At 74.3% G+C, this 24,804-nt stretch carries 28 protein-coding genes; 16 read left to right on the top strand and 12 right to left on the bottom strand.

The genetic code is table 11. The features are described 5' to 3' along the window. Positions 1-12 precede the first annotated feature (12 nt). Positions 13-1,587, bottom strand: a complete 1,575-nt coding sequence (hutH, locus tag FB474_RS19910; RefSeq protein WP_141790614.1) for a histidine ammonia-lyase — start codon at positions 1,585-1,587, stop codon at positions 13-15. 91 nt (positions 1,588-1,678) lie between these two features. On the opposite strand from hutH, the gene FB474_RS19905 reads away from it, so the two are divergent. The 6 genes from FB474_RS19905 to FB474_RS19880 all read left to right on the top strand — a co-directional run bounded on the left by FB474_RS19905 (position 1,679) and on the right by FB474_RS19880 (position 6,942). Then, positions 1,679-2,473 carry an IclR family transcriptional regulator gene (locus FB474_RS19905; RefSeq protein WP_246092733.1) on the top strand — a complete coding sequence of 265 codons (795 nt, stop codon included), beginning with the start codon at positions 1,679-1,681 and terminating at the stop codon, positions 2,471-2,473. Positions 2,474-2,601: 128 nt separating this feature from the next. Next, a complete protein-coding gene (locus FB474_RS21035; protein ID WP_221632710.1) occupies positions 2,602-3,339 on the top strand; it encodes a M15 family metallopeptidase in 738 nt (245 codons plus the stop codon). Between the two features lie 50 nt (positions 3,340-3,389). Then, positions 3,390-3,971, top strand: a complete 582-nt coding sequence (mobA, locus tag FB474_RS19895) for a molybdenum cofactor guanylyltransferase (RefSeq protein ID WP_185746289.1) — start codon at positions 3,390-3,392, stop codon at positions 3,969-3,971. After that, the gene (locus FB474_RS19890) at positions 3,968-4,945 is read left to right on the top strand and encodes an NAD(P)H-quinone oxidoreductase (protein ID WP_141790611.1); all 978 of its coding nucleotides are present in this window, start codon (positions 3,968-3,970) and stop codon (positions 4,943-4,945) included. The genes mobA and FB474_RS19890 overlap by 4 nt, the downstream gene beginning before the upstream one ends. Positions 4,946-5,094: 149 nt before the next feature. Then, positions 5,095-5,916, top strand: a complete 822-nt coding sequence (locus tag FB474_RS19885; RefSeq protein ID WP_141790610.1) for a GNAT family N-acetyltransferase — start codon at positions 5,095-5,097, stop codon at positions 5,914-5,916. A 90-nt stretch (positions 5,917-6,006) separates the two neighbouring features. Then, the gene (locus FB474_RS19880; protein WP_141790609.1) at positions 6,007-6,942 is read left to right on the top strand and encodes an acyl-ACP desaturase; all 936 of its coding nucleotides are present in this window, start codon (positions 6,007-6,009) and stop codon (positions 6,940-6,942) included. Between the two features lie 98 nt (positions 6,943-7,040). On the opposite strand, the gene FB474_RS19875 is transcribed toward FB474_RS19880, so the two are convergent. Beyond that, positions 7,041-8,027: a GNAT family N-acetyltransferase gene (locus tag FB474_RS19875; RefSeq protein ID WP_141790608.1), complete on the bottom strand. Its 987-nt coding sequence runs from the start codon at positions 8,025-8,027 to the stop codon at positions 7,041-7,043. Between the two features lie 63 nt (positions 8,028-8,090). On the opposite strand from FB474_RS19875, the gene FB474_RS19870 reads away from it, so the two are divergent. Continuing rightward, positions 8,091-8,663: a bacterial proteasome activator family protein gene (locus tag FB474_RS19870; RefSeq protein ID WP_141790607.1), complete on the top strand. Its 573-nt coding sequence runs from the start codon at positions 8,091-8,093 to the stop codon at positions 8,661-8,663. 36 nt (positions 8,664-8,699) lie between these two features. Here FB474_RS19870 and FB474_RS19865 read toward each other — a convergent pair whose 3' ends face one another. After that, positions 8,700-9,428 carry a DUF2182 domain-containing protein gene (locus FB474_RS19865; protein ID WP_221632709.1) on the bottom strand — a complete coding sequence of 243 codons (729 nt, stop codon included), beginning with the start codon at positions 9,426-9,428 and terminating at the stop codon, positions 8,700-8,702. A gap of 22 nt (positions 9,429-9,450) precedes the next feature. After that, positions 9,451-10,056, bottom strand: a complete 606-nt coding sequence (locus FB474_RS19860; RefSeq protein WP_141790605.1) for a DUF1326 domain-containing protein — start codon at positions 10,054-10,056, stop codon at positions 9,451-9,453. 93 nt (positions 10,057-10,149) lie between these two features. On the opposite strand from FB474_RS19860, the gene FB474_RS19855 reads away from it, so the two are divergent. Both FB474_RS19855 and FB474_RS19850 read left to right on the top strand, forming a co-directional pair. Further along, the gene (locus FB474_RS19855) at positions 10,150-11,121 is read left to right on the top strand and encodes an acetylxylan esterase (RefSeq protein ID WP_141790604.1); all 972 of its coding nucleotides are present in this window, start codon (positions 10,150-10,152) and stop codon (positions 11,119-11,121) included. Beyond that, complete coding sequence (locus tag FB474_RS19850) at positions 11,118-12,176, top strand: SIS domain-containing protein (RefSeq protein WP_342778152.1); 1,059 nt, start codon at positions 11,118-11,120, stop codon at positions 12,174-12,176. The genes FB474_RS19855 and FB474_RS19850 overlap by 4 nt, the downstream gene beginning before the upstream one ends. Here the strand turns inward: FB474_RS19850 and FB474_RS20895 are convergent. The 6 genes from FB474_RS20895 to FB474_RS21450 form a co-directional block, all read right to left on the bottom strand. Next, positions 12,160-12,318, bottom strand: a complete 159-nt coding sequence (locus FB474_RS20895; RefSeq protein ID WP_185746288.1) for a hypothetical protein — start codon at positions 12,316-12,318, stop codon at positions 12,160-12,162. The two genes, FB474_RS19850 and FB474_RS20895, sit on opposite strands and share 17 nt — an antisense overlap. 3 nt (positions 12,319-12,321) lie before the next feature. After that, the gene (locus tag FB474_RS19845; protein WP_141790603.1) at positions 12,322-12,540 is read right to left on the bottom strand and encodes a dodecin; all 219 of its coding nucleotides are present in this window, start codon (positions 12,538-12,540) and stop codon (positions 12,322-12,324) included. Between the two features lie 94 nt (positions 12,541-12,634). Continuing rightward, complete coding sequence (locus FB474_RS19840) at positions 12,635-13,702, bottom strand: AI-2E family transporter (protein WP_141790602.1); 1,068 nt, start codon at positions 13,700-13,702, stop codon at positions 12,635-12,637. After that, positions 13,699-15,372: an FAD-binding dehydrogenase gene (locus tag FB474_RS19835; protein ID WP_141790601.1), complete on the bottom strand. Its 1,674-nt coding sequence runs from the start codon at positions 15,370-15,372 to the stop codon at positions 13,699-13,701. Before FB474_RS19835 ends, FB474_RS19840 begins: the two co-directional genes overlap by 4 nt. Positions 15,373-15,412: 40 nt before the next feature. Then, positions 15,413-15,922, bottom strand: coding sequence for a flavodoxin domain-containing protein (locus FB474_RS19830; RefSeq protein WP_141790600.1), 510 nt, complete (start codon positions 15,920-15,922; stop codon positions 15,413-15,415). Continuing rightward, a complete protein-coding gene (locus FB474_RS21450; protein WP_141790599.1) occupies positions 15,919-17,418 on the bottom strand; it encodes a DUF4389 domain-containing protein in 1,500 nt (499 codons plus the stop codon). The genes FB474_RS19830 and FB474_RS21450 overlap by 4 nt, the downstream gene beginning before the upstream one ends. A 204-nt stretch (positions 17,419-17,622) precedes the next feature. Between FB474_RS21450 and FB474_RS19820 the strand changes: the two genes are divergently transcribed. The 4 genes from FB474_RS19820 to FB474_RS19805 all read left to right on the top strand — a co-directional run bounded on the left by FB474_RS19820 (position 17,623) and on the right by FB474_RS19805 (position 19,325). Then, positions 17,623-17,778: a DUF6131 family protein gene (locus FB474_RS19820; protein WP_141790598.1), complete on the top strand. Its 156-nt coding sequence runs from the start codon at positions 17,623-17,625 to the stop codon at positions 17,776-17,778. Positions 17,779-17,961: 183 nt separating this feature from the next. Beyond that, positions 17,962-18,309 (top strand): cupin domain-containing protein, encoded by a 348-nt coding sequence (locus FB474_RS19815; protein WP_141790597.1) that lies wholly within the window; start codon positions 17,962-17,964, stop codon positions 18,307-18,309. A 52-nt stretch (positions 18,310-18,361) separates the two neighbouring features. Further along, complete coding sequence (locus FB474_RS19810) at positions 18,362-18,703, top strand: YciI family protein (RefSeq protein WP_185746287.1); 342 nt, start codon at positions 18,362-18,364, stop codon at positions 18,701-18,703. Between the two features lie 4 nt (positions 18,704-18,707). Beyond that, positions 18,708-19,325 carry a DUF998 domain-containing protein gene (locus tag FB474_RS19805; RefSeq protein WP_221632708.1) on the top strand — a complete coding sequence of 206 codons (618 nt, stop codon included), beginning with the start codon at positions 18,708-18,710 and terminating at the stop codon, positions 19,323-19,325. Here the strand turns inward: FB474_RS19805 and FB474_RS19800 are convergent. After that, positions 19,285-20,583 carry an APC family permease gene (locus FB474_RS19800; protein ID WP_425465325.1) on the bottom strand — a complete coding sequence of 433 codons (1,299 nt, stop codon included), beginning with the start codon at positions 20,581-20,583 and terminating at the stop codon, positions 19,285-19,287. The two genes, FB474_RS19805 and FB474_RS19800, sit on opposite strands and share 41 nt — an antisense overlap. Next, entirely contained in the window at positions 20,580-21,296 is a 717-nt protein-coding gene (thpR, locus tag FB474_RS19795) for an RNA 2',3'-cyclic phosphodiesterase (protein WP_246092726.1), read from the bottom strand. Before thpR ends, FB474_RS19800 begins: the two co-directional genes overlap by 4 nt. Here thpR and FB474_RS19790 point away from each other — a divergent pair. The 3 genes from FB474_RS19790 to FB474_RS19780 are packed head-to-tail and all read left to right on the top strand — an operon-like array spanning position 21,289 to position 24,729. After that, positions 21,289-21,843: a DUF6529 family protein gene (locus tag FB474_RS19790; protein ID WP_141790594.1), complete on the top strand. Its 555-nt coding sequence runs from the start codon at positions 21,289-21,291 to the stop codon at positions 21,841-21,843. The genes thpR and FB474_RS19790 overlap by 8 nt on opposite strands. A 49-nt stretch (positions 21,844-21,892) precedes the next feature. Then, the gene (locus FB474_RS19785; RefSeq protein WP_141790593.1) at positions 21,893-23,599 is read left to right on the top strand and encodes a metallophosphoesterase family protein; all 1,707 of its coding nucleotides are present in this window, start codon (positions 21,893-21,895) and stop codon (positions 23,597-23,599) included. Further along, positions 23,596-24,729 carry an acyltransferase family protein gene (locus FB474_RS19780; protein ID WP_141790592.1) on the top strand — a complete coding sequence of 378 codons (1,134 nt, stop codon included), beginning with the start codon at positions 23,596-23,598 and terminating at the stop codon, positions 24,727-24,729. Before FB474_RS19785 ends, FB474_RS19780 begins: the two co-directional genes overlap by 4 nt. The last annotated feature ends 75 nt before the right edge of the window (positions 24,730-24,804 follow it).

Raw genomic sequence — 24,804 nt, 5'->3', positions numbered from 1 at the left:
ATGCCGCGTGGGTCAGTTCAGGGGGCCGGTGACGGACTCGGCCGCGCGCACGGCGGCGCCGGTCGCGACGAGCTCGACGGCGGACTCGATCTCGGGGGCGAGGAAGCGGTCCCGGCCGGGGCCGGGGGCGACCTCGCGCAGCGCGGCCAGCACCGCGCCGGTCGCCGCGGCGGGCTCCAGCGGGGCGCGCAGGTCGATCCCGCGGGCGGCGGTGAGCAGCTCGATCGCCAGGACGCGGGTCAGCCCGTCGACCGCGCGGCGCAGCTTGCGGGCGCCGGACCAGCCCATCGAGACGTGGTCCTCCTGCATCGCCGAGCTCGGGATCGAGTCGACGCTGGCGGGCGCGGCGAGCCGCTTCATCTCCGAGACGATGGCGGCCTGGGTGTACTGCGCGATCATGTGCCCGCTGTCCACGCCGGGGTCGTCGGCGAGGAACGCGTGCAGGCCGTGGTTGCGCGAGACGTCGAGGAACCGGTCGGTGCGCCGCTCGGACATGCTGGCCAGGTCGGCGGCGACGATGGCCAGGAAGTCCAGGACGTAGGCGACCGGCGCCCCGTGGAAGTTGCCGTTGGACTCCACCCGGCCGTCGAGGGTGACGACGGGGTTGTCCACGGCCGCGGCGAGCTCGCGCCCGGCGACGACGGCGGCGTGGTCGACCGTGTCGCGGGCCCCGCCGGCGACCTGGGGGGCGCAGCGCAGCGAGTAGGCGTCCTGCACGCGGGTGCACTCCGGGCCGCGGTGGCTCTCCATGATCGGGCTGCCCTCGAGGACGGCCCGCAGGTTGGCGGCCGAGGCGGCCTGGCCCGGGTGCGGGCGCAGCGCCTGCAGGTCGGCGGCGAAGACCGCGTCGGTGCCCAGCAGCGCCTCGACGCTCATCGCCGCGGTGATGTCGGCGGTGGTCAGCAGCATGCGCAGGTCGGTGATCGCGAGCACCAGCATGCCGAGCATGCCGTCGGTGCCGTTGATGAGGGCCAGGCCCTCCTTCTCGCGCAGGGCGACCGGCGCGATACCGGCCGCCGTCAGGGCGTCCGCGGCGTCGCGCAGGTGGCCGGAGCCGTCGCGGACGGTGCCCTCCCCCATGAGCGCGAGCGCGCAGTGCGCCAGCGGGGCGAGGTCGCCGGAGCAGCCGAGGCTGCCGTACTCGTGCACCACGGGGGTGATGCCGGCGTTGAGCAGCGCGGCGTAGGTCGTGGCCACCTCCTCGCGCACGCCGGTGCGACCGGTGGCGAGGGTGGACAGGCGCAGCAGCATCAGCGCGCGCACGACCTCGCGCTCGACCTCGGCGCCGGAGCCGGCGGCGTGGCTGCGCACCAGGCTGCGCTGGAGCTGGGCGCGCAGGTCGGTCGGGATGTGCCGGGTGGCCAGGGCCCCGAAGCCGGTGGAGACGCCGTAGTGCGGCTCGACGTCGTCGGCGAGGTCCTCGATGACCGTGCGCGTGCGGCGGACCTCCTCCAGCGACTCGCGGGACAGCTCGACCCGGGCGTCGTGGCGCGCGACGGCGACGACGTCCTCGAACGACACCGGCCCCAGGCCGACGGTGACGGTGGCGACCTGCTCGGCGGGTCGCGCGGCGATCTCGGTGCTCATGCGCCCATTCCACCCGTGCCGCCGGGCGCCGACATCCTCTGCGGGCCGGGTTCTGTCTCGGATCCGAGACATCTCTGGGATCCTGTATGCCGTGCCGAACGCTCCCGCTGCCGCGCAGGCGCTCGCGGTGCTCAGGCTGCTGGCGCGGCACACCGCACCCGTGCCGGCCGCGGCCATCGCCCGCGACCTGGACCTGCCCCGCTCGAGCGTCTACCACCTGCTGGCGGTCCTGCGCCGGGAAGGCTTCGTGGTGCACCTGCCCGAGGAGCGCCGCTGGGGCCTGGGCGTCGCGGCGTTCGAGCTCGGCTCGGCCTACTCCCGCCAGGCGCCCCTGGCCCGGGTCGCCCGGCCGCTGCTGGCCCGGCTGGTCGACGCCACCACCCACAACGCCCACCTGGCGGTGCTGCATGGGCGGGACGTGCTCTACGTCATCGAGGAGCGCGCGCCGGGCCGTCCACCGCTGGTCACCGACGTCGGGGTGCGCCTGCCGGCGACCCTCACGGCGAGCGGGCTGGCCATGCTGGCCGCGCTGCCCCCGGCGCAGGTGCGCGCCCTGTTCCCCTCCCGTGACGCGTTCGTGCAGCGGCACGGGGTCGGCCCGGGGTCGCTGCCGGCGCTGCGCCGGGAGCTGGCCGAGGTCAGGCGCGCCGGGTTCGCCGCCGAGGACGGGTCGGTGACCCCCGACTTCGCCTCGGTCGCCTCGGCCGTCCTCGACCACAGCGGGCACCCGGTGGCCGGCGTGGCCGTGACCTTCCCCGCCGCGGAGGTGGACGGCCACGAGCGGGCGGCGATCGCCCGGCAGGTCACCCGCGTGGCCGGCGAGCTCTCCCGCCGGATCGGTGGGCGCAGCACCGCAGGCACCCTCGCGTCGGGCACGGTGCCCTGAGCTGTCCGGTTTCTCGCGGCAACCGGTCCGTTCTCGTTGACCCCGGTCGGGCCGGGACCTACGGTTTGCCTTCGGGGGAAGGGGACATCGCCGGGGGGCGGTGCCAGGGGTTTCGGGGGGGGTAGGTCGTGAACCGCGATGGCGGACATGCGTTGTGGTGGGACGGCGAGATCCGGCCCCGGGAGGACCGGGATGGCGACACCCGTCCCCAGGGAGATGTCACCTACCTCGTGGGCTCACCATGGCGGCTGCGCCGCGGGGTGCTCGCCACGGCGTCGCTGACCGTGCTGGCGGCGGTCGGCCTCGTCTGCGCCACCACGACCTCCCTGATGGACGACGAGCCGGCGCCGACGGTGGCCCGACACAGCGCCCAGCCCCGGGTCGACCAGGACGCGGCCCCGCTGAGCGGCGGCGCCGCACGGGCGGCCCAGGTGCAGCCGGCCAGGCTGCCCAAGGCCTCCTCCACCGGCGCCACGCCTGCGGCCACGTCGCCGAGCGGGCTGTCCGCCCCGCTCGCCCGGTCGCTGGAGAAGGCCGAGCAGGCCGCCCGGGCAGCCGGGGTCACGCTCACGGTGACCTCCGGGCGGCGCAGCCGGGCCGAGCAGCAGCGGCTCTTCGACGCGGCCGTCCGCCAGTACGGCTCGGTGGCCACGGCTCGCCGGTGGGTGCTGCCGCCGTCCGAGTCCCACCACGTCACCGGTGACGCGGTCGACATCGGCCCCCGGTCCGGCGCGCGGTGGCTGGAGGTCAACGGCGTGAAGTGGGGCCTGTGCCGGCGCTACGTCAACGAGTGGTGGCACTTCGAGCGGCTGGCGCCGGCGATCGGGCAGGCATGCCCGGCGCTGGAGGCCAACGCCGCCGGCTGACGCCGCGGCAGCTGACGCGGCCCACGACCGGTCCGGGGCACGATGAACCCATGACCGGCACCCCAGGACCCGCGACCACCGCGCTCGTCACCTGCGGTGGCACCTCCCGCCGGCTCGGCGGACGGGACAAGACCCGCGAGCCGCTGGGTGCGAGCACCGTGCTGGACCACCTGCTCGCCGCCCTGCCCGCCGCGTGGGCGGTGCTCTGCGTCGGCGAGGAACGTCCGACCTGCCGACCCGTCCGGTGGGCCCGCGAGCGGCCTACCGGCGGAGGGCCGGTGGCCGCCCTCGCCGCCGGCCTGCCCCAGGTGTCCACCCCGACCTGCGTCGTCGTCGCCGGTGACATGCCGTTCGCCGGGCCGGCCGCCGCGGACCTGGCCGCCGCGCTCGAGCACTCCCCGGACGACGACGCCGTGGTCGGCACCGACGGGACCGGTCGGGCGCAACCCCTGCTCGCGGCATACCGGACCGACGCGCTGCTGGCGGCCCTGCCCGAGGACCCGGCCGGCGCACGGCTCATGGCCGTGCTCGAGCGGTTGCGCAGTACCCCGCTCGAGCTGCCGGCCCCGTGCACGCTCGACGTCGACACCCCCGAGGCGCTGGCCCGGGCACGTCATATCGTCGGGGCATGAAGGCGATCACGATCCCCACGCCCGGAGACCCCGACGCGCTCGTCCTCGCGGACGTCCCCGACCCCGAGCCCGGTCCCGGCGAGGTGCTGGTCGAGGTGGCCGCGGCGGGCGTCAACCGTGCCGACCTGCAGCAGCGCATCGGGGTCTACCCGCCGCCGCCAGGCGCGCCGGAGTACCCCGGGCTGGAGGTCAGCGGCACCATCGCCGCGGTGGGCAGTGGGGTCACCGGCTGGTCCGTGGGCGACCGGGTCTGCGCCCTGCTCGCGGGTGGCGGCTACGCCGAGAAGGTGGCGGTGCCCGCCGGCCAGCTGCTGCCGGTGCCGTCGGGGATCAGCCTGGTGGAGGCTGCGGCGCTGCCGGAGGTCGTGTGCACCGTGTGGTCGAACGTCTTCATGACCGCCAACCTGCTGCCCGGCCAGACACTGCTCGTCCACGGCGGGTCCAGCGGGATCGGCACCATGGCCATCCAGCTCGCCCGCGAGGTCGGTGCGCACGTGGCCGTGACCGCCGGGTCGGCCGGCAAGCTCGAGGCCTGCCAGGCCCTCGGCGCCGAGATCCTCGTCAACTACAAGGAGCAGGACTTCGTCGAGGAGCTGGACCGGGCCACCGCCGGGCACGGCGCCGACGTCATCCTCGACAACATGGGCGCGAAGTACCTCGCCCGCAACGTCCAGGCCCTGGCCACGAACGGCCGGCTGGTCATCATCGGCTTCCAGGGCGGGGTCAAGGCCGAGCTCGACCTGTCGGTGCTCATGCGCAAGCGGGGCGCGGTCATCTCCACCGGCCTGCGCGCGCGGCCCCTGGAGGAGAAGGCCGCCATCGTGGCCGCCGTGCGCGAGCACGTGTGGCCGCTCGTCGAGGCCGGCCGCGTCAAGCCGGTCGTGCACCGCACCTTCCCGCTGGCGCAGGCGCCGGACGCCCACCGCGAGCTCGACGCCGGCACGCACATCGGCAAGGTGCTGCTGACCGTGTGACCGCCGCGCCCCGCCCTCGTGGGGCCACCGCGGGGTGGGGCCCGGCCGGGTGGTGCCCGGCCGGGTGGTGCCGCTTAGCCCGTTTGCAGCGTCCGCCGCTCACCCCGGTGACGGACCCGCGCGGGCGGGGCCGTCCCTAGCCTCGGGACATGACCGGCCCACCGGTGGAGCAGAGCGCTCCCAGGACCCGGACGGCGCGGCTGGACCGGGCCCTCGCGGACGCTCACGCGCGCACGGTCGCGTCCCTGCCCGGCGGCGAGGTGCACCATCTCGGGCCGGCGCTGCTCACCGGGAGCCGGACGACCCTGCGCTCGATGAACGGCGTGTTCGCCTTCGACGCGCGGGCGTTCAACACCCTGCAGGACGAGCGCCAGCTCGACGCCTGCCTGGCGATCGTCTCGACCTACGACGTGCCGTGGAGCTTCAACGCGTGGGCCCACCTCGGCGGGCCGGTGCTGGTCGAGCAGCTCGCGCACCGGGGCCTGGTCGCCGCCGGCGAGGCGACTGCCCTGTGGCGCGACCTGGTGCCCCGGAAGGTGACCGGCGCGGGATACCGGATCGAGGTGGTGCGGCGGCCGACGGCCGCACGGGAGTGGGCCCGGACCCTCATCGAGGTGTTCGCCATGGACCCGGCGCTGGAGCCGGTCCTGGCCGGCCTGGCGGTCCGCCCCGACGAGCCGGCCCTGGTCGCCCGCGTGGGCGGCCAGCCGGTCGGCGCGGTGGCCGTGCTCGGGGCCGACGACGTCAGCGAGCTGGGCTTCCTCGCGGTGCGACGGGCCTGGCGCGGTCGGGGCCTGGGCCGGCGGCTGGCGCACGCGGCCGAGGAGCTCGCCGCCCGGCGGGGCAGCTCGGCGGTGGTCACGCTCGCGCCGCCCGGCGGGAGGCCGCTGTTCACGTCGCTGGGCTACGCCCCGGTCAGCACCGTGACGTTCATGGTCGCCCCCGCAGCGGTCATGGCGGCGAGCGCCTGAGCCTGGCCCGGCGTGTGGCCTGAGGGGTTGGCCTATTACTTACGCTCCCGTAACCTACGAGAGCGTAAGTAATCTGCGGAAGGAACCCCCATGTCCCGCGTCTGGTCCCAGACCGACCTGCTCCGCGAGCTCGACCAGGTGGTCGAGGGCGAGCTCAACCGGCACACCAAGGTCGCCAAGGAGTGGTTCCCCCACGACTACGTGCCCTGGAGCGAGGGGCGCAGCTTCGACGGCCTCATGGGCGGTGAGCCGTGGAGCGAGGCCGACGCCGACATCCCCGACGTCGCCCGCTCGGCGCTCATCGTCAACCTGCTCACCGAGGACAACCTCCCGAGCTACCACCACGAGATCGCGCTGATCTTCGGCCGCGACGACGCCTGGGGCGACTGGGTGCACCGCTGGACCGCCGAGGAGGGCCGGCACGGCATCGCCATGCGCGACTTCATGCTGGTCAAGCGCATGGTCGACCCGGTCGCGCTGGAGCGGTTCCGGATGCAGCACATGTCCCAGGGCTACGAGTCGGCCCACTCCGGGGAGCTGCTGCACTCCCTGGCCTACGTCTCCTTCCAGGAGCTGGCCACGCGGGTCTCGCACCGCAACACCGGCAAGTTCACCAACGACCCGATGGCCGAGCAGCTGCTCGCCCGGATCGCCGCGGACGAGAACCTGCACATGATCTTCTACCGCAATCTGCTCAACGCGGCCCTGCAGATCGCGCCGGACCAGACGATGCAGGCGATCCTCGAGGTCGTGAAGGGCTTCCAGATGCCCGGCACCGAGATCCCCGGCTTCCAGCGCAAGGCGGTCGAGATGGCCGTCGCCGGCATCTACGACCTGCGCCAGCACCGCGACGACGTGGTCATGCCGGTGCTGCGCTTCTGGAAGGTCTTCGAGATGGAGGGCCTGTCCGCCGAGGGCGAGAAGGCGCGCACCGAGCTCGCCGAGTTCATGGAGGGCCTGGAGAAGCAGGCCCTGCGATTCGAGGACAAGCGGGAGACGCTCAAGGCCCGTATGGCGCCCCGCTGAGTCCCAGTCCCGCCTCCCCCTGACGACCGGACACCGCCCAGCCCGCGTCTCGCGCCCGATCCCGGGTCGAGACGCGGGCTGAGGCGTGTCCGGACCGGTCAGGTCAGGGGCTTGTGCCAGGCGCTCATGGCGAAGATCGTCTCCAGGCCGGCCCGGCGGTAGACCCCGGGCGCGCCGGTCGGGTTGTCGCTGTCGACCCCGAGCCGGACCCGGGCATAGCCCTCACGGCGGGCCACCTCGTAGGCGTGGTGCAACAGCGCCGAGGCCACGCCCCGCCCACGGGCGGGCGCCAGCGTGCCGAGGCTCTGGATGTAGAGCGCGTCCTCGTTGGCCATGCGCCGGCTCGCGAGCATCACCGCCGCCGGCTCGCCGTCCAGCTCGGCCACGAACCACAGGCTCGGGTCGAACCCGGCGCTGCCGTGCCAGCGGCTCATGAACGCCTCGTAGGCCTCCGGCTCCTTGCCCCAGTGCTCGGCGAAGCTCTCCTCCTTGAGCCGGTGCACCAGCCGCGTGTCGGCCTCGTCGTCGCAGCGCGCCGTCCGCACCACCAGTCCGGGCACCTCCGGCGCGGGCGCCGGCGCCGGCGGCACGTCCCCGCTCATCCGCCAGAAGGTGCGCACCCGCTCGAACCCGGCCGCGGCCAGGCGACGCTCGTGGACCGAGTCGCCCTGGATCGACCCGGTGTCCAGCAGGGGCACCTCGCCGGACCACCCGGCATACCGCTCCCGCCCCCAGGCGGTGACCTGCGCCCACGCCACGGCGGCGATCGCGTCGCCGTCCGGCCCGTCCAGCCCGGGGTGCACGTAGAGGTCCACCGGCAGGTGCGCGCTGTCCGGCCTCGGCCCGGTCCACCACCAGGCCACGACCTGCCCTGAGGAGTCCCGGGCCAGGCCCTGGCGGCGCGGCTCCCCGGTCGCGGTCGGTCCGGTGTCCTCTCGCACGTCCTCCAGGGTGGAGTCCACGAACCCGAGCACCGCCAGGTCGCACGCGCTGACCAGCGCGAACACCCCCTCCGCATCCTCGCCGGTCACCGGGCCGAGGGTGAGCCGGTCGGCCAGTGACGGCGGAAGCGTGGGTGCGGACATGTCTCGCAGGCTCGCAGCGCGGGTGTGGACGCGGCAACCGGTTTGACCGGGCAGGATGGGGCCATGAGCGACGTCGAGCAGCAGCGCGGGGACGACGAGCAGGGCCAGCGCGTCGTGGTGGTGACCCAGGACGGGATGGGCGTGGCCAACCACGACCCCGCGACCACCGAGGAGGAGGAGCGCAGCCCCGCCGACCTGGTCGAGCAGCCGGCCAAGGTCATGCGCATCGGCTCGATGATCAAGCAGCTGCTCGAGGAGGTCCGCAACGCGCCGCTCGACGAGGCGGGGCGGGCGCGGCTGGCCGAGATCCACCGTCGCTCGCTGTCCGAGCTCGAGCAGGGGCTCGCCCCCGAGCTGGTCGAGGAGCTCGAGCGGATCACGTTGCCGTTCAACGAGTCCGCGCCCTCCGACGCCGAGCTGCGCATCGCCCAGGCCCAGCTGGTGGGGTGGCTGGAGGGGCTGTTCCACGGCATCCAGACCGCGCTGTTCGCCCAGCAGATGGCGGCGCAGGCCCAGCTGCAGGAGATGCGCCGGGCCCTGCCACCGGGGCACGGACCGGCCGGTCCCGGGCACCACCCGATGCCCGGTATGCCGCGCCACGGGGACGAGACCGGCCCCACCGGCCAGTACCTCTGAGTCCGCCGCCCCGCCAGGGCGGACGGGCTCTCCGGCCTAGGCCCCGATGAGGGCGGGCTGCCAGGGCACGACCACCGCGAGGACCAGCAGCAGTGCCCCGACGGCCAGGCTCAGGTGTGGGCCATACCGCCACGCCTTCTCGAGCAGGATGACGACCGCCAGCGCGGCCATCCACACCATGTTCATGACGCCCACCGCGACGAGCACGAGCATCAGACTCCAGCAGCAGCCCAGGCAGTAGCCCCCGTGCCAGGCGCCCACGCGCCCGTCGCGCAGCCGGCCGGTGAAGCTGCCGACGTGCATCAGCACCCCCAGCGGGGAGCGGCAGTGCGCCAGGCACCGGGCCTTGAGCGGGCTGAACTGGTAGGCCCCGGCCAGCGCCAGAGCGGCACTCGCGGCCACGACCCGCGCCCGACCGCTGGTCATCGTCACCGTGTCGAGCCACCGGGTCAGCCCGAAGGCGACGAGCCCGTACGCCGCCCACGCCAGGAAGTAGCCGGACAGCAGGGCCGTCACCCTGACCGCTCGGGCCGGGCCCGTGGTCTGCGCCGAGACCACCCGCAGGTACACCCGCGCGACGGGCGCCACCGACGGCAGCATCATGGCGGCCATCATCGCGACCCACAGGCCCAGGAACGCCAGCAGAGCCGTCGGCGCGCCCGAGGCCCCCATCGGGGCGGACATGGACGTGGACATCGACATCGACGGGCTGCTGGACCAGGTCAGCAGCCACGCCCAGCACAGCGCCGCGACCCCCAGCAGCACCGCCCACAGGACGGCGGAGTCGCTACGCCGACCAGGCGAAGTCGCGGTAGTGGCCATTCTTGCCCGCGTTGTCGAAGGACCAGCCGTAGTCCGGGTCGTTGAAGGTCCCGACCGTGCTCCGCGCCACGGGCAGGTCCGTGCCCATGGGGTGGAAGACGTTGACGATCCGCATGACCGGGCTGTCCGGGGCCCGGACGCCGGTGACCTCGAAGTCCATGATGCCGGGGACGGTCACGCGTCGGGTGTCGTCGTGGGACTCGAAGGTGATCGGCACGAACTTCACCCCCACCTGCTCGCCGATGAGGGTGGCGAGGAACTCCGGCATGCCACCCCTGGCACCCGAGAGGATCGGGCCGAGCGCCTCCCGCTGCGCCTGGTCGGCACGTTCGTCGATGTAGACGGCCACCCGCCAGCCGCCCTCGCCCATCACCTGGGGCGCGTCGACCACGAGGATGATCCCGAGGCCGTCGAGGCGTAGCCCGTCGGACTCCCCGTCGGTGACCCGCATGGCCAACGGCACGAGGCAGCGCTCGTTGTCGGCCGGCGCCTGGAACGCCGACGTGACGCACGGGCAGAGGATGTCGCAGTTGCAGTTCTCGAGGTACTCGCCGGTCAGGTGCCAGGCCATGTCGCTCACCCCATCCACTCCCCTGCCCCGCCCCCAGTATCGGCGGCCGGGACGCAACAGGGCATACGCCAGAACGCGCAATAGGGTCGGGCCATGCCCCTGTTCGACCTGTCCCTCGACCAGCTGCACGAGTACCGGCCCGACCGTGCCGAGCCGGGGGACTTCCGCTCCTTCTGGGACACGACGCTCGCCGAGGCGCGCAGCCACCCGCTCGACCTGACGCTGACCGAGCACGACCTGCACCTGCCGCTGGTCGAGGCGCAGGACCTGTCGTTCAACGGGTTCGGCGGCCAGCGGGTGCGGGGCTGGCTGCTGCGGCCCCGCGGCCTCGCGGGTGACCTGCCCGCCGTCGTGCACTACCTCGGCTACGGGCAGGGCCGCGGCGAGCCGCTGGACTGGCTGGCCTGGCCTGCCGCCGGGTTCGCCACCATCGTCATGGACACCCGCGGCCAGGGCGCCCGCGGCGGCACCGCCGGGGCCACCGGCGACCAGGCCGGCAGCGACTCCCCGCACGTCGAGGGGTTCCTCACCCGCGGGGTGCTGGACCCGCACGACTACTACTACCGCCGGGTGTTCACCGATGCCGTGCGCGCCGTCGAGGTGGCGCACGCGCTCGACGGGGTCGACCGCAGCCGCATCGCGGTCCACGGCAGCAGCCAGGGCGGCGCGATCAGCCTCGCCGCCGCGGCGCTGGCCGACGGCGTCGCCGCCGCGATGGTCGACGTCCCCTTCCTCTCGCACGTCGCCCGGGCCATCGAAGTCACGGACACCCGGCCGTATGCCGAGCTGCTGGGTTTCGTGCGCACGCACCGCGACCGGGTGGCCCAGGCCCTCGCCACGATCAGCTACTTCGACGGGATGACCCTCGCGGCGCACGCGCACGTCCCCGCGCTGTTCTCGGTCGCCCTGATGGACCCGATCTGCCCGCCGTCGACGGTCTTCGCGGCATACAACCACTACGCCGGGCCGAAGGAGATCGACGTGTTCCCCTACAACGAGCACGAGGGCGGCGGGACGCACCAGAGCGCCCGTCAGGTGCGGTGGCTGCGGGAGCGCTTCGCGTGAGCGGCGCGCAGGGCTCACGCGGCACCACGGCTCCCGGCGCGCTCATGGCCGCCGAGGTCGCATCGCAGCCGGAGGTGCTCGAGCGGGTGCTGCGCGAGGCGCCGGCCGCGGTGCAGGCGGTGGCCGCGCAGGTGCGCCGGTTCGCGCCCCGCTTCGTGCTGCTCGCCGCCCGGGGCACCAGCGACCACGCCGCGCTCTACGCCAAGTACCTCATCGAGACCACGCTGGGCCTGCCCGCCGGCCTGGTGTCCACCTCGACGTACACGACGTACGGCGCCGAGCCCGACCTGTCCGGGGTGCTCTGGGTGGCGGTGAGCCAGTCCGGCGGCTCGCCCGACCTCGTCGAGTCGACGAGCCGGGCCCGTGCCGGGGGCGCGCTGACCCTGGCCGTCACCAACGCCGCCGGGTCGCCCCTGGCCGAGGCGGCGCAGCTGAACCTGGACGTGCTCGCCGGGCCCGAGCACTCCGTCGCCGCCACCAAGACCTACACCGCCAGCCTGCTCACCCTGCTCCTGCTCGTCGAGGCGTGGCGGGACGCCGACACCCTCGACCTGCAGGGCCTGCCGTCGCTCGCGCACGCCGCGCTCGACCTGCCGCAGGTCGCGGCGGTGGCGGCGCGGTACCGGTTCGTGGACAAGCTGGTCACGACCTCGCGCGGCTACGCCTACCCCACCGCGCGCGAGGCGGCGCTGAAGCTGATGGAGACCTGCTACCTGTCGGCGCACGCGTTCTCCGGAGCCGACCTGCTGCACGGCCCGCTGGCCCTGATCGACGCCGACCGCCCGGTCGTGGCGATCGTCCCCGAGGGCGCGGGCGGGCGCGCCCTGGCGCCGGTGCTCGAGCGCCTCGTCGAGCGGGGCGCGGACCTGTGCGTGGTCGCCCCTCCCGGCGTCGGCGCCGAGCCCACCGTGCCGCTGCCCGCCGGCATGGTCGAGCGGGTCGCGCCGATCGTCCAGGTCATCCCGCTGCAGCAGCTGGCGCGGGAGCTGGCGGTGTCCCGCGCTCAGGACCCCGACGTGCCGCGAGGGCTGTCGAAGGTCACCCGGACCCTGTGAGCCCACCGGCGTCGGCGGCCTCGTCGCCGTCGGCGTCGGCGACCTCCTCCTCCGGGCGCGGCGGGATGCTGGAGTCGACCTCGAGCTCCTCGAGCTCGTGGTCGTGCGGCGCCTCGGGGTGCTCCGGCGCGGTGGTGCCCACGGCTCAGTCCCCGGACTGCTCGATCCGGAAGCCGACCTTGAGGCCGACCTGGATGTGCGCGATACCGCTGTCGTCGAGCTGGCCCCGGATCTCGGAGACCTCGAACCAGTCGAGGTGCCGGGTGGTCTGCCCGACCCGGTCGATCGCGTTGCGGATGGCGGCGTCGACGCTGTCGGGTGAGGACCCGACGACCTCGATGACGCGGTAGACGTGACCGGACACGGTGCCTCCCTCGGGCGGGTGGTCCCGGCGCGGTGTGGCCGGGGATCCATTCGACTCCTCCCCGGGCGGGCTGTCGACCGCTACAGGACGTGGGTCAGCCGTCGGCTGCCGCCGCGTCGAGGCGGACCGTGGTGCGCACGTTGTTGAGCACCGCGACCAGCGGCACCGCGATGAACGCGCCGAACACCCCGCCGAGGATCGTGCCGCCGGTGACCGCGAGCAGGATCGCCAGCGGGTGGATGCTCACCGCCTTGCCGAGGATGTACGGGTTGAGCATGTTGCCCTCGAGCTGGACGGTGAGCACCAGCGCCACCGCCATGACGATCGCCACGGCCACGCTCTTGGTCACGAGCGCGACGAGGACCACGACGATGCCCGCGACCACCATGCCGACCAGCGGGATGAGCGAGCCGAGGAAGAGCAGCACACCCAGCGGGATGACCAGCGGCATCCCGGCGACGAGCATGACGATGACCATGGTCAGCGAGTTGATGAACGCCAGGATGACGCAACCCCGCATGTAGGCGCTGAGGGTGCGCCACGCCACCTGCCCGGCATGCGCGACCCGCGGTTCCTCCCGGTCGGGGGCGAGGCTGACCACCCAGCGCCAGATCTGGCCGTCGTCGAGCAACATGAAGCAGATCGCGAACAGGCAGAGCACCCCGCCGCTGATGACGCTCAGCGCGCTGCCCGCCGTCGCGAACACGCCGGAGACGATGGTGCCCTGGTTGTTCGCCAGGGTCTGCTGCAGGTTCGAGCCGAGCTGGTCGACCTGCTTCGCGGACAGGTGCAGGGGACCGTGCACGAGCCAGTCCTGGATCGAGGTGAGGGCGTTCAGGAGCTGGTTGCCGATGAGCGTGGCGTTGTTGGCCACCTGCGAGACGGCGAACCACACGGCGAGCCCGATGGCGACGACACCGACGACGAACACCCCGATCGCGGCCACCGGCCGGGGGACGCCGCGGCCGACCAGCCAGGCCACGGCCGGCTGGAGCAGCGCGCTGACGAGCAGGGCCACCACCACGGTGATCGTGACCAGGCTGATGGCGTTGAGGATCCGCAGCAGCACGTAGATCGCGGCCGAGATCAGCAGGAACCGCAGCGACAGGTCGGCGATGAGCCGCAGGCCCCGCCCGCTCTGGTCACGCGTGGGCACGCTCATGCGACCTCCTCCGCGGCAGCGCGACCGGCTGCCCTCCCCGAGAACAGGCAGCCGCCGAGGAAGGTCCCCTCCAGCGCCCGGTAGCCGTGCATCCCGCCACCGCCGAAGCCGGCGACCTCGCCGGCGGCGTAGAGCCCCGGCACGGGCGACCCGTCGGCGCCGAGGACCCGCGCGGACAGGTCGGTCTCCAGCCCGCCGAGCGTCTTGCGGGTCAGGACGTGCAGCCGCACCGCGATCAGCGGACCCGCCTTGGGGTCGAGGATGCGGTGTGGGGTCGCCGTGCGGATCAGCCGGTCACCGCGGTAGGCCCGGGTGCCCCGCAGCGCGGTGACCTGCAGGTCCTTGCCGAAGTCGTTGTCGATCTCGCGGTCGCGGGCCACCACCTGGCGCTCGATCTCCGCGGGGTCCAGCAGCGGCTCGGGCGTGAGCGCGTTCATGCCGGCGACCAGCTCGGGCAGGGTGTCGGCGACGACGAAGTCCGCGCCGTGCCGCTTGAAGGCCTCCACCGGCCCCGGTGCGCCGGGCAGCGCCCGGGCGAGGACCTGCCGCACCGAGCGGCCGGTCAGGTCGGGGTTCTGCTCCGAGCCGGAGAGGGCGAACTCCTTCTCGATGATCTTCTGCGTCAGCACGAACCAGGAGTGGTCGTGCCCGGTCTGGCGCAGGTGGGCCAGCGTGCCGAGGGTGTCGAAGCCGGGGAACAGCGGCGGCGGCAGCCGGCGGCCCAGCGCGTCGAACCACAGCGAGGACGGCCCCGGCAGGATCCGGATGCCGTGCCCGGGCCAGATCGGGTCCCAGTTCTGCAGGCCTTCGACGTAGTGCCACATCCGGTCGCGGTTGACCACGCTGGCCCCGGCGGCCTCGCTGATGCCGACCATCCGCCCGTCGACGTAGGCCGGGACGCCGGTGACCATCTCGCGCGGCGGCTCGCCGAGCCGGGCCGGCCAGCTCGCCCGGACCAGGTCGTGGTTGGCGCCGATGCCGCCGGAGGTCACCACGACCGCCTGGGCGCGGACCGCGAAGTCGCCCACCACCTCACGGCTCGTGGCTGCGCCGCGGGGCTCGTGCGCCAGGGCGAGCCGGCTGCCGCTGACGCCGGTCACCACCCCGCCCTCGACGGTGAGCGCGTCGACCCGGTGCCGGAAGCCGATGCGCACCCGGCCGTCGTCGACAGCCTGGCGGACCCGTCGGACGAACGGCTCGAGCACCCCGGGACCGGTCCCCCACGTGACGTGGAAGCGCGGCACCGAGTTGCCGTGCCCGGTGGCCGTCCCGTCACCACGCTCGGCCCAGCCGACCACGGGGAAGAAGCCCACGCCGCGCTCACGCAGCCACGCCCGCTTCTCGCCGGCCGCCCACTCCACGTAGGCCCGGGCCCACTCCTGCGGCCAGCGGTCCTCGCGCTCCCGGTCGAAGCCGGCCGTGCCGGTCCAGTCCTGCCAGGCCAGGTCGAAGGAGTCCTTGATGCCCATGCGCCGCTGCTCGGGTGAGTCCACCAGGAAGATCCCGCCGAAGGACCAGAACGCTTGTCCCCCAAGGTTCTCGGCCGACTCCTGGTCGAGCAGCAGGACCCTGCGGCCCGCCTCCACCAGCTCGGCCGTCGCCACGAGGCCGGCCAGCCCGGCCCCCACGACGATGACATCGGCGTCCCCTGCACTGCGTCCGGCAGACATGGGCGCAGTATGCCGTGCCCCTCACCGGGGCGCAGGGACGTCAGCCCGCGTGCTGCTGCGGGACCAGCGCTGCGGCGATCCGCCGCCCCCACTCCTGGACCGCCGGCCAGTCCCGGAAGTCGCCGTACGGCGCACGGACCACGCCCACGACCGCCCGCTCGGCCAGCCCGAGGTCGTCCCGGTCGAGCCGGCCGAGGAAGACCTCGTGCCCCCGGGCGTCGAGCTCGCCGGCGATCTCCGTGGCGTCGTGGGGCTCGGACTCCTGGACCGGCTGCTCCCCGAGCGGACCGCTGGAGAAGAGCCAGACCGGCTTGTGCAGCAGCTCCCCGGCGTTGCGCCGCGCGAAGCGGCGGGCCGGCTCCAGCCAGCGCCCCAGGTAGACGGCGGAGCCGAGCACCACCGCGTCGTAGGGCCCCACGTCCAGGGCGTCCTCGACCTCGTGCACGTCCACCTCGGCTTCCGGCAGCTCCTCGCGCAGCGTGTGCGCGAGCGCCTCGGCGATGGCCAGGGTCGAGCCGTGCCGGCTGGCCTCGGCGACCAGGACCCTCATGTCCGCCCCGCCCGCGGGATGGCGAGCACCACGAGCAGGACACCGGCGACGATGAGCACCAGCGCCACCACGAGCGGCGCCAGCCACAGCCAGTGCAGCACCGGGAGCGTGGCACCGGCGTCGGCGCGGACGATGACCCCGGGGCTGCCGTCGGGGTGCATCACCACAACGGTCCAGTCGCTGGACTCGATCGGCCACACCAGCTCCTGCGGGCCGGTGCCGGACACGCTGGCGGCCCAGATCCCCGCCTGCTCCGGCGGCGCCGAGGGCGTCCCGCCGGTGACGTCGCGGTAGACCGGCGCACCGTCACGGAAGCCGATCACTGTGGAGTGGTCCACACCGGCCAGCCACGCCGCCGCGTCCGCGGTGCGCGCGACGCCGATGAACACCGGCCGCGGGTCCAGCGACTCCGCCCGCACCCGCGCGTCGCCGAGCGCCCACCTCGCCCCGCTCCAGTCCTGCCCCGAGGCGCCGACCTCGACCGCGCTGCTGGCGATGGTACTGGTCGAGGTGGCGAAGGTGCGCGAGGCGGTGGTGACGAAGCCGGCGCGGTCCCGGGAGGCGAGGTTGAGCACCCCGAGCCCGGCCGAGGCGGCCAGCAGCCCCAGCGACCCCGCGAGCAGCACGGCACCGGCGACCACGGAGACGATCCGCCCCCCGGTCCACTTCCTGGCGCCTGCGGTCGCCGCCGCCGGAGGTGCCGCCTGAGCCATGGTGGCCGGCGGGGGTGACGTGGGCCCCGCGGGCGGGGCGGCCGCCTGCTGCGCCGTCGAGTCCACGGGCGGCTGCCCCTCGATGGGCTGCGGCGGGGGCGGTGTCCCGATGGTCATGCGCGCCTCCGAGGGGTCGTCGCCGCCGGGGTCGAACCGGAACGGCGGGTACTCGTCGGTCATCAGCGACGCGTAGGCGGCCACGCGCAGCACCCAGCGGTTCATGCCGAGCACGAAGTCGAAGACCGACTGCGGGTAGCGACCGGTCACGAGCAGCACCACCGCGCCGACGAGGACCATCAGCCCGATGAGGCCGCTGGACCAGATCCGGGTCCGGTTGTCGCCGGAGACCAGCGCGAGGGAGCCCCCGGCGAAGAACGCCACGACGAGGTAGTGCGGCAGGGCCAGCAGCCAGGTCTTGACCAGCACCAGGCCTCGGGAGAGCTTCTCGGGGTAGGCCACCTCGAGGTGCGCCGGGTAGTCGGGCACCTCGTCGAGGGTGAACGGCGGGTAGCGGTCGGTGCCCAGTGCGCCGTACGCGTAGTAGCCCACCCGCCAGCTCCAGCGCAGCACCCCGACGTTGAAGTCGAAGATCGCCCGGGGGTAGTGCCCGGTGAACAGGATGGCGAAGAACGCCACGATGCTGAGCACCACGAACGCGGCCCACAGCACGAGCAGCACGACGTAGTGCGGGATGGCCAGCAGCCACTTGACCAGCCACAGCCAGCGGCTGAGCCCGGGGTCCAGCCGGGCATCGACACGGACGGGGTAGCCGGCGGTGCTCATGGCGCCTCCCAACAGGAGCAGCGGCAGGTCATGGCCAGCGTGGCGCGGGCCGAACCCGACCGCTCAGGACCTTCCGCCCACGGGAGCCCACGGGAGACGACGGGAGCGGACAGGAGCGGACAGGAGCGTTCACGGGCCCCATCCGTTGAAAAGCGCCCCACTTGGGTACACCCTGATCTCCCCACCTCTCACAAGGAGACCAGCGTGATCATTCTCGGACTGATCCTGTTGATCATCGGCATCGTCGCCAGCATCCCGTTGCTGACGACGATCGGCACGATCCTGATCATCGTCGGTGCCGTTCTGTGGATCCTCGGCGCGACCGGCCGCGCCGTCGGCGGACGCAAGCACTACTGGTAACCGCACCCCCGGCGCACCAGCGCACAGGAGAGACAGAGACCGAAGGGCCCTGCCGGCAGCGGCGGGGCCCTTCGCTGTCCCGACCGCACAGGACCCACCTACCGGGCTACACCAGGGCCTGTGAGGCACGCTGGAGTCGCACCCAGCCACGATCGACCGGGGCAGGCGAGAGGGAGACACGAGATGCAGCCGGACAACCTCGACCAGCAGGTCCGGACGCTGGGTGACGCGGCCGCGGCCGCCTCGAACGGACGCAGCGCGCGCATGCTCTACGGCGGGCCGACGGCGACCCTCACCCAGACGGTCATCGCGATGCGTGAAGGGGCCCGGCTCGGCGACCACGAGAGCCCGGGTGAGGCGACGATGCTGGTGCTGCGTGGGCGGTTGCGGGTCGCCACCCAGGGCCAGGCGTGGGAGGCCACGCAGGGCGACCTGCTGGAGCTGCCACTGGAGACGCACGCCGTCGAGGCGCTCACCGATGCGGCCTTCCTGCTGACCGCGGCCAAGGTGCGCCAGCGAGCTGAGGAATGACACCCGTCCCGGTGCTGCGCCGCGGGTCGCCGAGGGGTCTACCGTGCGGGGCGTGAACCTGGAGTCCTTCGAGCTGGTTTTGCTGAGGCGCCCGGCCGACGCCACGACGTATGACGAGGCAACCCTGGAGCGGATCCAGGCCGAGCACCTGGCCTACCTCGCCTCGCTGCGCGAGGCCGGGCACATCGTCACCAACGGCCCGGTGCTGGACCAGCCGGATGAGTCCCTGCGCGGGCTGACCTTCTTCTGCACCGGCTCCACCGATCGAGCCCGCGAGCTGGCCGAGGCCGACCCGGCGGTGCGCGCCGGGCGGCTCGCCGTCGAGGTGATGACCTGGTGGTGCCCCGCCGGCACCATGACCCGGCCGGGCACCACGGTCACCGTCGAGGGCTGACCCAGTGCGCAGCGGCCCGCCGGCCCGGGTGCCCTGGTGGGGCCTGACCTCCGCGGTCGCCGCCCCGGTCCTGCTGGTCGGGGGCTGGACGTGGGCGCAGGCCGTGCAGCCCGCGCCGTTCGACCCGGTGCGACAGACCATCAGCGCGCTCGCGGCCGCCGGCGCGCCCCACCGGGTCGTGATGACGGTGGCCCTGATCGGGCTCGGCGTCGCGCACGCGACCACCGCGCTGGCACTGCGCCCTGCGGCGACGGCCGGGCGCCTGACGCTGGCGGTCGGAGGTGTCGCAACGGTCCTCGTGGCGCTGCTGCCGCTGCCGTCGCCGTCGGGCAGCGCGGCGACGCACACCGCGGCCGCCTCGACCGCGTTCGCCGCCCTGGCGGTGTGGCCCGCCCTGGCCTCACGCAGCCGTCCCGGGACGCCGACGGCGTTGCGCCGCAGGGCCGGCGGGACAGCCACCGTGGTGCTCGCGCTGCTGGTGGCGTGGTTGCTCCTCGAGCTGCGCTCCGGTGGGCCGGCCATCGGCCTGTCCGAGCGCGTGGCGGCCGCGGCCCAGGCACTCTGGCCGCTGGCGGTGGTGCTCAGCTGCCGGTGGTCCGGCTCGCGCGCACGCGGCGCGTGACCAGCCGGAGCAGCACGCCGGCGGCGAACACCCCCACCCCCACGACCACGGCCGACACTGGCAGCGTGGCCACCAGCACGACGCAGCCCGCCGCGCCCAGCACCTGCAGCCAGCCGGGAAACCTTCTCCACTCCCCCGTCTGGGTGAGCGCGGCGAGGTTGGCCACGAGGTAGTAGGTCAGGACGCCGACGGAGGAAAAGCCGATCGCCCCGCGCAGGTCGACGGCCAGGACGAGCACGACGACGACCGCGGCCACGGCCACCTCGGCCCGGTGCGGCACGCGGTACCGCGGGTGGACGGCGTCCAGCCAGCCGGGCAGGTCGCGCTCACGCGCCATGGCCAGGGTGGTTCGGCCCAGGCCGGCGATGAGCGCCAGCAGCGCCCCGAGCGAGGCGAGCGCCCCGCCGACGCGCACCAGCGGCACCGCCCAGGACCAGCCACCGGCCCCGACAGCGGCCGCGAGCGGGGCGGCCGCGACACCCAGCCGCGTCGGCCCGAGCACCAGCAGCGCGCTGACGCCGACGACGGCGTAGACCGCGACGGCGACCCCGAGCGCGAGCATGACGGCTCGCGGGATGACCCGCCGCGGGTCGCGCACCTCCTCCCCCATGGTGGCGATGCGGGCATACCCCGCGAAGGCGAAGAAGAGCAGGCCGGCGGACTGCAGGGTGCCGTAGCACCCACCCAGCGGACCGGCATACGGCTGCGTGAGGTGCGCGACGCTGGCCTGCCCGCCGACCAGGCAGGCCAGCACGACCACAGCCAGGACGGCGAGCACGACCGTGACGATGACCCGGGTGAGCCGGGCGGTCCGGGTCACCCCGCGGTAGTTGACCGCGGCGAGCGCCACGACCGCCACGGCGCCGACGGGGCGCTCCCACGGCCCCGGTGCGACGTAGGCGGCGAAGGTCAGCGCCATCGCCGCGCAGCTGGCCGTCTTGCCGACGACGAACCCCCACCCGGCCAGGAACCCCCACCACGGGCCGAGCCGCTCCCGGCCGTAGACGTACGTGCCGCCCGAGGTGGGGTACTGCGCCGCCAGCTGGGCGGAGGCGGTCGCGTTGCAGCAGGCCACCACGGCGGCCAGCGCCAGGCCTACCAGCAGCGCGGACCCGGCCGCCCGGGCCGCCGGGCCGAACGCGGCGAACACGCCCGCGCCCACCATCGACCCGAGCCCGATGACGACGGCGTCGGCCGTTCCCAGGCGGCGGGCCAGCGCGGGCTGACCGATTGGCTGGCCCGTCGGCTGGCCGGTCACCGGCGCGCGCCCAGGGCGAAGGTCTCCACCACCTCGTAGCGCGGTCGCCGCTGGGGACCCTCGCCCAGGTGGGACTCGACGAGCACCAGCTCGCTCGCCGTCCATCCCGGGCCCCGGTAGGTCTCCAGCACGCGCAGCCACCGGGTCACCTCGGCCGGCCGGCCGACCCGGGCCAGCGTCAGGTGCGGGTGGAAGCGACGGCCCTCGACGTCGGCGCCCGCCTTGGCCGCGGCCGCCCGGGCGCCCACCGCCAGCCGGGACAGCTCCACCTCGGGCTCGAGGCCACCGACCCCGGCCCACAGCACCTTGGCCCGGGCCGGGTCCGGGAAGGCCCCCGCCCCGGTCAACGTGGCCGCGAACGGCGTGCGCCGGGCGGCAGCCCGGGCCATCCGCTCCAGCAGGTCGTCCACCGCCCGCTCCGGCACCGCCGGCATGAAAGCCACGGTCAGGTGCCACTGGTCGCGCGCGGTCCAGCGCAGCCCGGGCCCGGCCTCGCGCCGCGGCCCGAGGAACTCCTCGAGGTCGTCCAGGGCGTGCTCCGGCGGCACCACCGCGGCAAACATGCGCACGTGCCCATGCTGCCAGCCCCCGCGCGACCGGTATGCCGGGCCGCGGCGCCCGTGGCGCGGCATACCGGTGTGCGGCGCAGTGGAGGTCGTCCGGTTGACGGTGGCGCCGGTGGGGCGGCGGGGCCACGCTGGGCCGGTGGCCACGACCACGACCCGGCCGGCACGCGTCGCCGGCACCCTGGCGATCGGCGCCGCGGTCGCCGTGGCGCTCGGCGTCTACGGCCGACTGCACCAGCCGACGTTCCGGCCCATCACGACCCTGGGGTTCCCCGACCTGGTCTCGATGAAGGTGTGGCTCGGCTCGGTCGCCGGGCTGCTCGCCCTGGTCCAGCTGGTGTCCGCGCTGCGCCTGTTCGGCCACCTCGGGTCCGGGCCGGCGCCGTCATGGCTGGGCACCTTCCACCGGGTGTCCGGCGGGCTGGCGGTGCTGGTCAGCCTTCCCGTGGCCTACCACTGCCTGTGGGCCCTGGGGTTCCAGTACGACCAGCCCAGGGTCCTCGTGCACTCGCTGGCCGGGTGCATCTTCTACGGCGCGTTCGTGGCCAAGGTGCTGACGCTGCACAGCCACATGCCCCGCTGGGCGCTGCCGGTCCTCGGCGGGCTGACCTTCACCGCGCTCGTCGTGGTGGTGCTGACCTCGGCGGTGTGGTTCCTGACCACCGTCGGCCTGCCCGGCGGTGCCACGTACTGACGCCGGGTCGTGACCGTGCGAGCCCGCCAGGTTTGGCAGAGTGAGGGGCATGGCGGGCACCCGCACGACACGGGGACGGCTCGGCGGGGCGTGGCAGCGGCTGCGCGCCGCCGGCGGGTGGGCGCGCCCGCGCGCCCGGCGGTGGGGGCCGAAGGTGCTGGCCGTGCTGGGCCTGACGCTCGCCTGCTACGCCGGCGGGGTCGCCACCACCAGCCTCTTCCCGACGACCGTGGAGACGCGGCACTACCGCGCCGACGTGCGCCTGTCGGCCCTGCCGACCCTGACCTCGACGCTGCACAGCCCGACGTCCTTCGGCGACATCGACCTGGAGTTCACCAGCCTGCTGCCGGCCCCGGGCGTGGACGCGACCGTGCAGGTGAAGGAGAACATCACCGACGTCTTCGACGACCGCCGCGTCTCGATCAGCTCGCTGCAGCCCTCGACCACGGAGGTCAGCGCGGCCCTGGCCAGCGCCGTCTCGGGAGTGGGCCTGCGCTTCGCGGCCGGAGCGGTCGGCGTCGGCCTGGTGACGGTGGGCCTGGTGACCTTCGGGCGGCGCCGGCGCCCGTCGTGGCGCCACGTGACCGCGACCGGGACCGCGGTGCTGCTCGCCGTCGGCGGCACCGGCCTCGGCGTCTGGGACAGCTACCAGCCGAGGAACCTCAGCAGCTACAAGACCAGCGGCCTGCTCGGCACGCTCCGGCGCAACGCGGGCCTGCTCGGGGACGTGGAGGCCCGGGCCAACCAGGCCACGCCGTACATCAAGAACCTGCTCGCCCTCAGCCAGGCGCTGCAGGAGAAGTTCGTCCCGCAGGAGCTCAACCAGCCGGCGGCGGCGCGGTTCCTGCTCGTGTCGGACATCCACGGGGCGAACCAGTACCCGGTGATGCAGAGCGTCATCAAGGACGAGGAGATCACCGCCGTGGTCGACAGCGGTGACCTGACCAACTTCGGCAGCGTCGCCGAGGCCGAGGCGGCCGGCATCTTCACGTCCATCTCCCGGCTCGGCGTGCCCTACGTCTTCGTCCGCGGCAACCACGACGCCAACAGCCCCACCGACCGGGCCATCCTGCGGCGGATGGCCAGGATCCCCAACGTGATCCTGCTCCAGCCCAACGCGAGCACGTTCACCGAGGCGACCATCGCCGGGGTGCGCATCGCCGGCTTCAACGACCCGCGCTGGTTCGGCGACGACAACAAGGACAACGCGGCCAAGCAGCAGCCGTCCGTGGACGCGTTCAACCGCACCTTCGCCGGCCGGGACGTGCCCGACCTGGTCGTGTCGCACGAGCCGTCGGCGGTCAAGGGCGTGGACCACGCGGGCGTGCTCGTCAACGGGCACATCCACAGCGACGAGCTGGAGGGCAACCGGATCGGCGTGGGCACGTTCACCGGCGGGGGCACGGTCAGCCACCTCGTCGAGGAGCCCGGCGGCGAGCTCACCGGCCAGCCCTACGCGTTCGACATCGCCGTCTTCGGCCAGGACTGCGGACTGACCTCGCTGGTGCGCTACACCTACCGCAACCTCATCGAGGGCCGGCCGGCCTACGACGACGTGACCGTGGTCAACGGCCGCACCATCGAGAAGGACCGCCCCTCCGGCCGGGTGTGCCGCGACCTCGACGGCGTGCAGACGGCCACGGTGCCCGCCGTGCCGGAGGGCAGCATCGCCACCCCCTCCTCCACCACCCCGACGCTGCCGGGCGCGACCCCGGCCCCGGCGACGGGCACCCCCGGCACCACACCACGGCCATGAGCGTCTCCCCGGCGCGCTGGCCCTGTCTGGACAACCTCCGGACGCTGCTGGTCGCCGGGATCATCGCCGGCCACGGGATCCTCGGCTACAGCGGAGAGTTCGGCTGGACCTACCAGGCCTACCGCGAGACCTCCCTCGCCGGGCTGACCCAGACGGTGGTGCTGGCGGTGGTCGGCCCGTTCGCCGTCTTCCTCATCGCCCTGCTGTTCCTCATCTCGGGGCTGCTGACGCCGGGGTCGTTGCAGCGCAAGGGCGCCGGCCCCTACGTGCGCGACCGGGTCCTGCGCCTCGGGGTCCCGTGGGCGGTCTTCGCGCTGCTGGTCTTCCCGACGCTGGTGCACTGGCTCGACCGCGGCATCCGGCACAGCCGGGCGACCTGGTGGCAGGACCTGCGCCGCCTCGTGCCCACCCTCGACACCGGACCGCTGTGGTTCCTGCCGGTCCTGCTCCTGTTCTCCACCGGGTATGCCGTGTGGTGGAGGACAGCCGCCATGTCACCGCGGATGCGGCGCGGCGGCGCGCCCACCGGCCGGACGGTGGCGCTGCTCGTGGCCGGCGTGGCGGCGGGGACGTTCGTCGTCCGGCTGTGGCTGGGCCTGGACACCAACCAGGTCGCCGGGCTGCAGGTGTGGCAGTGGCCCGAGTGCGCGGGGCTGTTCGCCCTGGGCACGGTGGCCTCCGGTCACGGCTGGCTGGTCTCGGTGCCGCCCGGGATCCGCCGCGGCACCGGCCGGGCCGTGGTCGCCGGCGTCCTCGTCGCCATTGCGGTGGTCGTCGCGGTCGGCCCCACCCGGATCACCGGCACCGACCTCGCAGGCGGGTGGAACCTCCCGGCGCTCGGGGTGGCCGCACTGGAGGCCACGCTCACCGTCTGCGGACCGATCTGGTTGCTGGCCAAGGCCCAGACCCGGCTGCGCTTCGACGGCCCGCAGTGGCGCCGCGCCGGGCGCGGCGCCTACACGGCATACCTGCTGCAGGCCCCGGTGCTCCTCGGGCTGGCGGTGCTGCTGCGGCCGGTCCCCCTGGCCGCCGAGGTCAAGGCGCTGGTGGTGGCCCTGGGCGGGGTGCTCCTGTGCTTCGACGTGGGCAGCCTGCTGGTGCGCCGCACCCGGCTCGGCCGGCACCTCTGAGGCGCCGCGGACACCGGGCGTCCGGCCCCCCCGTCGCGGGAGGACCTTCGGCATGACGGCGGCGCCCACGCCGGG

Origin of the sequence: Oryzihumus leptocrescens (genome assembly GCF_006716205.1) — a bacterium.
In the GTDB taxonomy this organism is placed as follows: domain Bacteria; phylum Actinomycetota; class Actinomycetes; order Actinomycetales; family Dermatophilaceae; genus Oryzihumus; species Oryzihumus leptocrescens.
The sequence above is the reverse complement of the archived record's forward strand: the minus strand, read 5'-3'. Positions and strand labels throughout refer to the sequence as shown.